The sequence below is a fragment of the Streptomyces asoensis genome, from assembly GCF_013085465.1.
Classification (GTDB): Bacteria; Actinomycetota; Actinomycetes; order Streptomycetales; family Streptomycetaceae; genus Streptomyces; species Streptomyces cacaoi_A.
The window spans coordinates 10,033,850-10,044,300 of record NZ_CP049838.1 but is presented as its reverse complement, the minus strand read 5'-3'; the positions used below and the strand labels follow the sequence as shown (position 1 = coordinate 10,044,300).

The following is a 10,451-nucleotide window of genomic DNA, read 5'->3' as shown; positions in this document are numbered from 1 at the left end:
GCGCTGTGGCATGGCTCCGGGCCCGTGACCATCTACGCCACCTACGCGTCTCTGGGTGTCCTGGCGGAGGCATTCGAGGGCGTCTACGGCCAGAAGTTGGACCCGGTAGACCTCGCGGTAGTTGATGAGGCCCACAGGACAAGTGGGTCGATGGGTAAGGCGTGGGCGGACATCCATGACCAGACCGTCATCCCGGCGTACCGGCGGCTGTACTTGACGGCGACGCCGCGGATCTGGGAGGAGCGGCTGAACCGCGAGGTTGCCGAGGGGGTGCGTGACCCGCTGCCGAGGGAGATGGCGGCGAGCATGGATGACGAGACGGTCTTCGGGCCCGTCCTCTACAAGCTCTCGCTGGCCTCTGCCGTCTCCCGGGGCCTGTTGGCGCGGTACCAGATCATCGTCCTGGAGCTCCAGGACCCCGTCGTCACCCCGGAACGGCTGATGGGCGAGGAGCGGCACACCGAAGAGGTCCGCGGGCAGCGCCTGGGAGCCCTCCAGGCCGCGTTGCTGCACACGATGGCGCAGCACGACCTGTCGACGTGCATCACCTTCCACCACCGGACCATCGAGGCACAGGCGTACGCGGAGGGCCTGGAGCGCGTCGCGGCCAAGCTGCACGCCGACCAGCCTGAGACCTACCCGAAGCGCATCTGGGCGGACTGGCTGTGCGGTGAGCACGTCCCCGAACGCAGGCGAGAGGTCCTGGGTTCGTTCGGGACCACGGTGCAGCGGGCCGTGCTCTCGAACTGTCGTGTCCTGGGCGAGGGTGTCGATATTCGAAGCGTGGATTCAGTTGCCCTACTGGACCCCAAGGGTGCGCCGCACGACATCGTCCAGGCCATCGGCCGGGCGCTCCGGCAGAAGCCCGGGCAAGGCAAGCTCGCTTCCCTGATCGTGCCCGTCTTCCTCCAGCCGGGAGAGCAGCCTGAGGACATGTTCACCTCCGGCTCCTACCGGCCTCTGGTGAAAGTCTTGGAAGGTCTGCGGGCCCACGATGAAGAGGCCGTGGAGTTACTCGCCATCCCCCAGGAGCCGCAGAAGGACGTCGCGCAGCCGTCCGTGAACATCGGTGTCGCGCCAAAAGACGGCGAGGAAGAATCCCGCCTGCTACTCCGTTTCGCCGCTCCGCGTGACTCTGTGATGGTCGCGGACTGGGTGTCCTTCAACGTGATCGACACCGAACGCCAGGACTGGGCGCGCGGCTGGGCGGCACTCAAGAAGTTCACCGAACGCGAGCGGCACGCCCGCGTGCCTTACGGACACCGCGAGGGCGCGACACCACTTGGGCAATGGGTCGCGGAACAACGACGGGCCTACGGGGCGGGGCAGATGAACGGCCAGCGCGCTCAGCGACTGGAGCAGCTCGGCATGGTCTGGAGCCTGGCGGATGAGCGGTTCCAGGAGAACCTGGAGGCCGCGAAGGCGTACTACGACCAGCACTGGACACTGTGCGCGCCTCGACCCGCGACGATGCTGGGCCGGCCTGTGGGGCAATGGCTTTCGAATCTGCGGCGGCCGGGTGCCCTCGACGGACACCCCGAGTGGAAGACGGCGCTGGAGGTCGTGGACGAGGACTGGAACCCGTCATGGCCGGCGGACTGGCAGCGCCACTACGCCGCCGTACGCGAGCTGCTGCGCGAGGAGGCCGGCCTGACCGAGCTACAGCCGGGGATCACCTGCCACGGCATGGACGTAGGGAAGTGGCTGGCCCGGCAACGCAAGCCCCAGGTCTGGCAGGCCCTGACGGACGGGCAGCGCGAGCGCCTGGAGCAACTCGGCATCACACCACTCGCCCCGAAGCAGGAGGAACCCGTCAGGCCATCCACGGCTCCCGTGAGCGCCTTCGAGCGGGGCGTTGCGGCCCTCGCGCAATACAAGACCCGTACCGGCTCGGTGACGGTGCCCAGAGGGCACGTAGAGCGGCTGGAAGACGGCATCGAGGTCAAGCTCGGGGTGTTCCTGAGCAACAGTAAGAGCAGGCGCGGGAAGTTGACCGCCGACAAACTCGCCGCACTCGCCAACCTTGGACTGGAGTGGGCGGGGATTCGGAATGTGGAGTGTTGACGACATCACCCGCCGCCAGAGCCTGGCGCGTACCGACTGCGGTTTCGTGTGTGGTCGGGGCTCCCCTGTGCCCCGACCACACACGACGCCCTGTCATCGGGAGGTAATCGCGGTGATCATGGTGCCCATGAGCGTCAGTCCTGCCAGGCCGACGCCGATCGGCACAGCCCAGGTGGGGTGGCGGTGTACGAGGTAGACGAGACCGCCGAACAGCATCAGGCCGACCAGCCCGAGGAGCAGGCCGACCAGCAGGACAAGCGTGGACATGAAGAGTTCCCCCTTGGGAGGTTCGGACGCCCCGCAGGGGGTGTCAGGAGTCTGGTTCTGGCGTCGCACGCCCTCAGCCCGGGCGCCGAGTTCCGTCCGGCACCGGTTCCACGACGTGGACGGGCCGAGGTGTGCCCGGATGGACGGCCGGCACATTCCCTGGCCGCCGACCACTTCGCTTTTCCAGCTCAACGATCTTGATCGTGCGCCGTCGCGCACCTACACCGTGGCGATGCAACGCCCGGCGTCCTCGCGTGGACCGCCTGTCCTCAACGGTCAGTGTCGTCATCGACCCGCGGAGCCGATGCCGATGCCCCGGCGGCCGACGACGTCCTTCACCCGGTACGAGTCCGGGCGGGTCAGCGAGGACTCCGGGAGCGTCTCCAGATAGCCGTCGAAGGCGGCGAGCACCTTGTAGCGCGTCGCCGCGTCCAGCTCGATGGAGCCGCCGCCCGGCGCGAAGCGGCGCTCGAAGTCGCGGATCTCCGCCATCGAGTCCAGCAGGCCGAAACGGGTCAGCGAACGGGCGTCCCGCAGCGCGTCCAGCAGCGGGCCCTGGGCGGTGTCCAGCGTGAACGGAGGCACCTCGTCCCGCTTGGCGCCGGCCGCCACGGCGTGGATCCGCTCCCGGTAGGCGGCCGCGTAGGTCTCCACCAGCTCCGTGATCTGCTCGTCACCGAGCGCCTTCGCGTACCCGATGAGCGCCACGGAGGCGGCGAAGCGCTTCAGGTCCCAGGTGAAGGGCCCGACGTACGCCTCGTCGAAGTCGTTCACGTTGAAGATCAGACGGCCCGTGGAGTCCATGTACGTGCCGAAGTTCTCCGCGTGCAGGTCGCCGTGGATCCACACGCGCGAGGTGCGCTCGTCCAGGTAGGGACCGGACCCCTTCCCGTCGTCCAGGTCCTTGTAGAACAGGCACGCCGTGCCCCGGTAGAACGCGAAGGCCGAGGCCGCCATCTTCCGGAACTTCACGCGGAACGCGGCCGGGTCTGCGGCCAGCAGCTGGCCGAAGGCGGTGTCGAAGACGGCGAGGATCTCCTCGCCACGGCGCTCGTCGTCGAACTGCGGGGACCGACCACGATCTGGAGGTTCGAGACGATGCACGCGCCCCGTCCTGGCTGACCGACGACGTCAGCCTGCCAGTTGCCAGACACGAACTGGCAGCGCCTGAAGGTACGGGGGACACCCCTCGCGGTGTCAGTCCCGAGGCTTAGAGTCTGAACGGCCGAAGGCCCTTCAGACGACGAAGGGAGACCCTGCGAAGCCATGCCCTGGAAAGCCGCTTCGCGAAGAGGGTCTCCCCATCGCCTCACGTCGGGCTCCCGATCCCTCGAAGGAGTACAGAAACCGTGACGTCCCTTGACCGTACCCGAACGGGTACGGAGTCCTCCGCAGCCCGGTACTACCCGTGGCTGCCCGTCCTGACGACGCTGGCGACCCTCGCCACCGTCCTCGTCCTCGCCCTGACCGGCAACGGCACGGCCGTCGCCGCTGTCGCCGCCGCAGGAGCCACTGCCAGCGGCTTGCAGATCACCGTGCACATCCGGCGATGACTACCGCCCAGGCGCCTGCCGGGGCGCCTGGGCACACCCTGCCGGTACGGAAGATCTCCGCCGCCATCACCTGTCCCTCCCTGTCGTTGCCACAGTAGGACCGGGCACTGACAACGGCCTTTTCCGCAGGATCACCACCACCCCTCCGCCCTGTCCACGGCCCCGACCATCACAGGTCATGCCCGTGGACAGGGCGGCACGCCATGGCCCGTCTGGAACGACGAGGCGGTGAAGGCGGCCTCCGAGTACCAGGACATCTTCGGCAAGGACCGCTACTTCCTGGAACTGATGGACCAGGGCATCGACATCGAGCACCGGGTCCGCGAGGACCTGCTCCGCGTCGGCAAGAAGCTCGGCATCCCGCCGCTCGTCACGAACGACTCGCACTACACGTACGCGCACGAGGCCACCGCGCACGACGCGCTGCTGTGCATCCAGACCGGCAAGAACCTCTCCGACCCGGACCGCTTCAAGTTCGCCGGCACCGGCTACTACCTGAAGTCCGCCGACGAGATGTACGCCGTCGACACCTCGGCCACCAGGAGGGCTGCGCCAACACCCTGCTGGTGGCCGAGCAGATCGACACCACCGGCATGTTCGAGGCGAAGAACCTCATGCCGAAGTTCGACATCCCCGACGGCTACACCGAGGTCACCTGGTTCCAGGAGGAGGTCCGCCGCGGCATGGCCCGCCGCTTCCCCGGCGGCATCCCCGACGACCGGCAGAAGCAGGCCGAGTACGAGATGGACGTCATCATCCAGATGGGGTTCCCGGGATACTTCCTCGTCGTCGCCGACTTCATCATGTGGGCCAAGAAGCAGGGCATCGCCGTGGGTCCGGGCCGTGGTTCGGGCGGCCGGCTCGATCGTCGCGTACGCCATGGGCATCACCGACCTCGACCCGATCCCGCACGGACTGATCTTCGAGCGGTTCCTCAACCCCGAGCGCGTCTCCATGCCCGATGTCGACATCGACTTCGAAACCGAGGACGGCGTCCCCGTCGGGATCGAGGACATCACGCCCAACGTCCGCGCCGGGCGTGGTCACCGAGTTCAGCAACCGGGGCGAGGTCCCGCAGTTCGCTGGCCAGCGGGGCGAGAGCGGGAACCTCCGCCCGCACGAGGCGCCGTCTGCGGAGCCCCCTGGAACAAGCCTGGCCAGCACCTTGAGGGGCCCCTCTCGGTGAGATGCCGGAAGCCAGGCGGCTGAGCCCCGCTCGGATGCGGGCGCGCCGTCTGCTGGCACCGCGACCGACGAGCTCGTGCGCCTGGCCGTGAAGGCATCCGCGTACGGCGTGATCCGGTCGATGTACGAGAACGAACCGGACGTCAAGAAGGTCATCGACACCGCCAAGGGCGTCGAGGGCCTGGTCCGGCAGATGGGTGTGCACGCGGCCGGCGTGATCATGTCCAGCGAGCCCATCGTCGACCACGCCCCCATCTGGGTGCGGCACACGGACGGCGTGACCATCACCCAGTGGGACTACCCGCAGTGCGAGTCGCTCGGCCTGCTGAAGATGGACTTCCTCGGCCTGCGCAACCTGACGATCATGGACGACGCCGTCAAGATGGTGAAGTCCAACAAGGGCATCGACCTCGACCTGCTGGCCCTGCCGCTCGACGATCCGACGACCTTCGAACTGCTCCAGCGCGGTGAGACCCTCGGCGTCTTCCAGTTCGACGGCGGCCCCATGCGCTCGCTGCTGCGCCTGATGAAGCCCGACAACTTCGAAGACATCTCCGCCGTCTCCGCGCTCTACCGTCCCGGCCCGATGGGCATGGACTCGCACACCAACTACGCGCTCCGCAAGAACAAGCTCCAGGAGATCACCCCGATCCACAAGGAGCTCGAGGAGCCGCTCGAAGAGGTCCTGGCGGTCACCTACGGCCTGATCGTCTACCAGGAGCAGGTGCAGAAGGCCGCCCAGATCATCGCCGGGTACTCGCTGGGCGAGGCCGACATCCTGCGCCGCGTGATGGGCAAGAAGAAGCCCGACGAACTGGACGTCCTTTCCCTGGCCGCTTACGGAAAGCTCAATATTTCTCCTAGGCAGGTACTTTCTTTTAGAGTGAGATATCGATGTAGTCGATGCCTGTGAATTCGACTTCGAGATGGTCGGCGGGTCATCCGTGGTAAAAAATATGTTTCCTGGATGCCTTCGGCGATAACTTCGTGGATCGACTGGTCGCTGATGCCCTTCTGTGTGTCGAAGAGGTGATGCGCCGTGTGCGGCCGTCGTCGGTGGTGCCGATCGGCGCGCTGTAGGCGAACCGGGCGCGGGGCTCAACGGTGATTCCGGTCGTGGCGGCGGCCTGCTTGCGGCGCCGGTCGCGGAACGCGGGGCTGCCAGCGGGCGCGTACAGCCGCGCCAATCCGGTCGGCGATCTCCTTAGGGCGGCTGCTTGCGCGCGCCAGTGCGGTAGCGCTCCACGGAGCGCTGGGTGATGCCGAGTTCCTGGGCTACGGCCCTGGTCGTCTTGAGCTGCTTCAGCAGGAAGTTGATGCGTCCCGGGGGTCTGCCGTCACGGTTGCCGCCTCTCGTATGGAGAGGTTGGTACGGCCGGGTGCGGCGGCGGCTGCGGAGCGCTGGACCAACGGACGGGGTCGCCGCCGGGGCCGCCGGTGAGCCAGGAACCGTCGCCCAGGGGCACCAGCTCGTACGGGTTGCTCGCCTCAACGGTGAACTCGCCGCTGAGGGTGCCCGTGCGTACGTCGACCAGGTGGTAGCGAAACCACTCCTCCTCGTCCTGACTCTCACCGCCCAGGGTGACGATGGCCGTGTCCTCGGTCAGGTAGCCGCCGCTCCATTCCACGAAGGACTCCTCCGGGTCGTACCCGAAGGCTTCGACGGGGAGGGTGAAGAGCACGTCCCCGTTGGGGTGGTCGTGGAAGGCGACGTCCGCCTGCCCGTGGTCCACGGTCATGAACTGGTGCCCGGACGGAGCCAGGTCGATCAGGCAGCGGTCCGGCCACGGGTACGTGACGAATTCCGGCTCGCTGTCCGCCCCGCCCGTGCTTCGGAGAATGACGGATCCGTCCTGGCCCTCACCAATGTCGAGGTAGACGCTGCCGTCCACGGGATGCACGTGGTGGAAGGCGCCGTGCCCGACCGTCTCCAGCTCCCGACGGGCGACAACCACACCGCTGTCGGCATCGTGCACAACCCACTGGTCTCCGCCCCCGCGGCCCGCCATCGCGTCCGGCCGGTAGACCCACACCGTCCGGCCGTCCAGAGACAGCGCACAGCCAGGCCGGTGGCCATGGCGTACGTCAGAGTGCGGTTCGAAGTCCGCAGCCCACATGAGGTCGCCGGCGCGCGTGAGGCAGACGACTCCGTTCAGCGTCGTGTACACGACCCGCTCCAAATCCTGCCGGACCACCGACGCTACGACCTCCTCGCCATCCCGCGGCTGGAAAACCGCTGCGGGCTCCAGCGTCCCGTAGACGCCGACGCCCACGACGTAGGCGTGGATCCGCCCGTCGCGGAGACGCGTGATGACCTTCGGTGGCGGCTCAGGAATCATCCGCTGAGGCTAACGCCCCCGCCTGAACCTCAAGAGCCGGGGCAGTGTGCCGCCCGAGGGGGGTAGGCACGGGCTAGCTGCAACGCTCAAGGGCCAACGAGAGCCGCCAAGTACTGCGCTCGTCCGCCAAGTAAAGAACCGCATTCACCCGACAAGCTCGCCGCACTCGCCGACCTCGGGCACGCAGAGGTTAAGGAATGGGGTAATTTTCTGGCTAAGCGATGTCGGGTTCTGATGTGAAGGTGCGGGGATATGGCATCTGAGGAAGAGCTGTTCGCGTCGGTCGACGCTCTGTTGAACGAGGAGCCGCACCTGCCGCCTCCGGCGGAGCGTGCCCGGCTGCGTGAAGCTGCCGGCATCACGCAGGCCCGCCTGGCCACCGCGTTGAAGACGACGACCCAGTCGGTGAAGAACTGGGAGAACGGCCGCAGCGAGCCGAAGTCGCCGCGCCTGGATGCCTACCAGCGGCTACTGAACGGGTGGGCGGCGAAGTACCCCGCCCCCGGCACAGCTCCGACAGCTCCGGTTGCCGCGACCGTGCCTGCGGCGTCTGCCGAACCGGGTGCGTCCAGGGCGGAGACGGCAGATGCCCCGGCCCCGCAGGCTTCCGCCGTTCCGGCTGCGGCGCCGGCACGCCCTGCCGTCCGGCCCGCTGCGCCGTCGCGGCGTCCGGCCACGAAGAGGGCGGCGCAGCCCGCAGCAGACCCGCGCTTCCCGCACGGCCCGCTCGCGGTCCTGGACGGTGACGGCTGCGCGTACGGCACGGGCGGGATCGTGCTGGACTGCCCGGCGACCACCGTTCCGGAGTTGGTGGAGTGGACGCTGCGCGAGTCCGGCCTCGGTGCCGCGAAGCTCAACCGCTACGGCAAGGACTCCGACCCGCTGATCGTCCTCACCGCCGCAGCCGCCGTGAAACTCGGACTGCCCGAGCGCTTGGAAGGCCACGAACAGCGCCGCTCCCTGCGCCTGCCCGAGGACCACCCCGTGGTCAAACAGGTGGCCAAGGCGAAGTGGCGGCTCACCCAGCGCGGGTTCGGCCCCTGGGCAAGGATCTACCGCAAGGCCCAGGGCCGCGAGCGGCAGTGCGTGCAGTTCGCGATCCTGTCCTGGGACGCCCTCGACGAGCGGTCCTGGCCCGGGGTGGCGGAGATGGAGCCGGCCGACATCGCCCGCGTCCTCGGCGTGTACGCGACCCGGGTCATCACCCCGCGCGGGTCGACGGCCGTATCGGGGCTGGAGCTGATGACCGCGCTGCGCCCGCCCACCCGCGCGGTGCGCGACGAGGCGAGCGGGAACTGGGTGCCCGGCCACAACCCCGGCAGCCTTGGCACCGAGCCGATGGACCCTGCGCCGCCGGAAGCCACCCCCGAACACCCCGTCGTCGTGGACAGCGGCTGGAGCGGCGGGTTCTTGAACGAGGAGGCGTACCAGTGGGTGCGGCCGGTGGACCTGCTCAGCGATGAAGAGTGCACGCTGCCCTTCGCGGTCGGCCTGGACCTGAACACGGCGTTCCTCGCCGCCGCGGCCCGCCTGGTCGTCGGCCTGTCCGCCCCCGACCACTTCGTGGGCCCGACGTTCAACCCGAAGATCCCCGGGAGCTGGCTGGTCGACCTCTCCCACGTCGAGGTGGACCCGCGCCTGCCCTCGCCGTTCACCCCGGACGGCAGCCGGCCGACGGGACCTGCCTGGTACCAGACACACACCGTCGCCTACGCCCAGGAACTCGGCCACAACGTGGCTCCCCTGGAGGGGTACCTGCGCCGCGGGACCGGCGCGTACCTGGACCCGTGGCACGACCGGCTCAAGGAGGCGTACGTCGACACCCTCGCCGACCTCGGCGTCACCAAGGAGCTCACGGACGTTCAGTTCCTGGCGGCGATGGAGCGGCACAAGGACACCGACCCGGCGATGGCGGCCGTCCTCGCCGCCATCAAGGCCACCGTCAAGGGCGGCATCGGCAAACTGCGCGAACGCCCCCAGGGCAAGAAATACAAGGAAGGCGAACGGTGGCCCGCCCTCCAACGCCCCACCTGGCGCCCCGACATCCGCGCCGCCGTCATCTCCAAAGCACGGGTCAACATGCACCGCAAACTCACCAACATGGCCAAGATGACGGGGCTGTACCCGCTCGCCGTACTCTCCGACTGCGTCGTCTACCCCTCGCCCGGGGACAGCCCGCTCGACTTCCTGCCCTACGCCGCCTCCGGCAAGCCCCAGCCCGGCGGATTCCGCCTCGGACCCACCCCCGGCCTGGCCAAACTCGAAGGCGTCCAGTCGATGCTCTGGGCGGTCGACCTGATGGAACAGGGCCACAACCCCGCCCGCCACATCAAGGGCGGCGACGCCGTCCTCGACGAAGGAGAGTAGGCCAGTGCCCGACACCGGCCCGATGCATAAGACCTGGATCCCGCTGGCCAACACGGGTGGCCAGGACCCCACCGTCGAGAAGGGCTGAGCCGTGGCAGAGATCGACGACGCCATCGAACGAGCCGACCGGGAAGCGTTCACCCGCCAGCCGCCCAAGACACTCCAGGCGCGCATCAACTTCCTGATCAAGCAGCTCAAGACGACCAAAGCCGTCGCACGCGAGATCGGGGTCAGCCAACGGTCGGTGGAGCGCTACCGCAAGGGCGAACGCAAACACCCGCCACAGGCCATCGCCGAACGGATCGACGCCGCCGTACGGCAGCGGTGGCAGCCCCAGGTCCGCAAACGCCGCCGGAAGCAGGCCGCCACCACCACGGGCATCACCGTGGAGACCAGGGCCCGGTTCGGCTACACCGCACCCGTCGGCACCACCGACGACGGACGCTTCCGCCGCCTCACCGTCCATCTCCCCCCGGCCTACGCACAGCGCCTGTTCAACGCCCGCGACACCGGAGCCAGCGACCAGCAGATGCGCCAGATCATCGCCGAAGGATTCAAAGAGATCTACTTCCAGGACAACGGAGCCCGCGCCACGGGACTCTCCGACGTCACCCTCAACGACATCGACTACCTCGACCTCGACTACTAACCCCCACCAACCCGGGAGCCCGGCACC

Annotated in this window: 6 protein-coding genes and 4 pseudogenes; 6 read left to right on the top strand and 4 right to left on the bottom strand. The window is 68.3% G+C overall.

What is annotated here, in order from left to right:
• Positions 1-2,064: helicase associated domain-containing protein (locus tag G9272_RS44630; RefSeq protein WP_171394581.1), on the top strand; the 2,064-nt coding region annotated here is incomplete at its 5' end.
• Positions 2,065-2,157: 93 nt separating this feature from the next.
• Here the strand turns inward: G9272_RS44630 and G9272_RS44625 are convergent.
• Complete coding sequence (locus G9272_RS44625; protein WP_171394582.1) at positions 2,158-2,331, bottom strand: hypothetical protein; 174 nt, start codon at positions 2,329-2,331, stop codon at positions 2,158-2,160.
• Positions 2,332-2,622: 291 nt separating this feature from the next.
• A pseudogene (locus G9272_RS44620) lies at positions 2,623-3,435 on the bottom strand (DUF2252 family protein); the annotation flags it as partial.
• A gap of 245 nt (positions 3,436-3,680) precedes the next feature.
• Here G9272_RS44620 and G9272_RS44615 point away from each other — a divergent pair.
• The 3 genes and pseudogenes from G9272_RS44615 to G9272_RS44605 all read left to right on the top strand — a co-directional run.
• Entirely contained in the window at positions 3,681-3,884 is a 204-nt protein-coding gene (locus G9272_RS44615; protein WP_171394583.1) for a hypothetical protein, read from the top strand.
• Between the two features lie 288 nt (positions 3,885-4,172).
• Positions 4,173-4,866 (top strand): annotated as a pseudogene (locus G9272_RS44610) (DNA polymerase III subunit alpha); the annotation flags it as partial.
• 306 nt (positions 4,867-5,172) lie between these two features.
• Positions 5,173-5,886 (top strand): annotated as a pseudogene (locus G9272_RS44605) (DNA polymerase III subunit alpha); the annotation flags it as partial.
• Between the two features lie 134 nt (positions 5,887-6,020).
• Here G9272_RS44605 and tpg (G9272_RS45845) read toward each other — a convergent pair.
• Positions 6,021-6,390, bottom strand: a pseudogene (gene tpg, locus G9272_RS45845) (telomere-protecting terminal protein Tpg); the annotation flags it as partial.
• A 16-nt stretch (positions 6,391-6,406) separates the two neighbouring features.
• Complete coding sequence (locus G9272_RS44600; protein ID WP_171394584.1) at positions 6,407-7,408, bottom strand: hypothetical protein; 1,002 nt, start codon at positions 7,406-7,408, stop codon at positions 6,407-6,409.
• A gap of 252 nt (positions 7,409-7,660) precedes the next feature.
• Here G9272_RS44600 and tap point away from each other — a divergent pair, with 252 nt between their 5' ends.
• Both tap and tpg (G9272_RS44590) read left to right on the top strand, forming a co-directional pair.
• Positions 7,661-9,775, top strand: coding sequence for a telomere-associated protein Tap (gene tap, locus G9272_RS44595; protein WP_171394585.1), 2,115 nt, complete (start codon positions 7,661-7,663; stop codon positions 9,773-9,775).
• A gap of 91 nt (positions 9,776-9,866) precedes the next feature.
• On the top strand, positions 9,867-10,424 hold the full coding sequence (tpg, locus tag G9272_RS44590; RefSeq protein WP_171394586.1) for a telomere-protecting terminal protein Tpg: 558 nt from the start codon (positions 9,867-9,869) through the stop codon (positions 10,422-10,424).
• The last annotated feature ends 27 nt before the right edge of the window (positions 10,425-10,451 follow it).

Coding starts and splice junctions, on each gene's coding strand:
- G9272_RS44600 (WP_171394584.1), bottom strand. CDS start 7,408: ATGATTCCTGAGCCGCCACCGAAGGTCATCACGCGTCTCCGCGACGGG.
- G9272_RS44625 (WP_171394582.1), bottom strand. CDS start 2,331: ATGTCCACGCTTGTCCTGCTGGTCGGCCTGCTCCTCGGGCTGGTCGGC.
- tap (WP_171394585.1), top strand. CDS start 7,661: ATGGCATCTGAGGAAGAGCTGTTCGCGTCGGTCGACGCTCTGTTGAAC.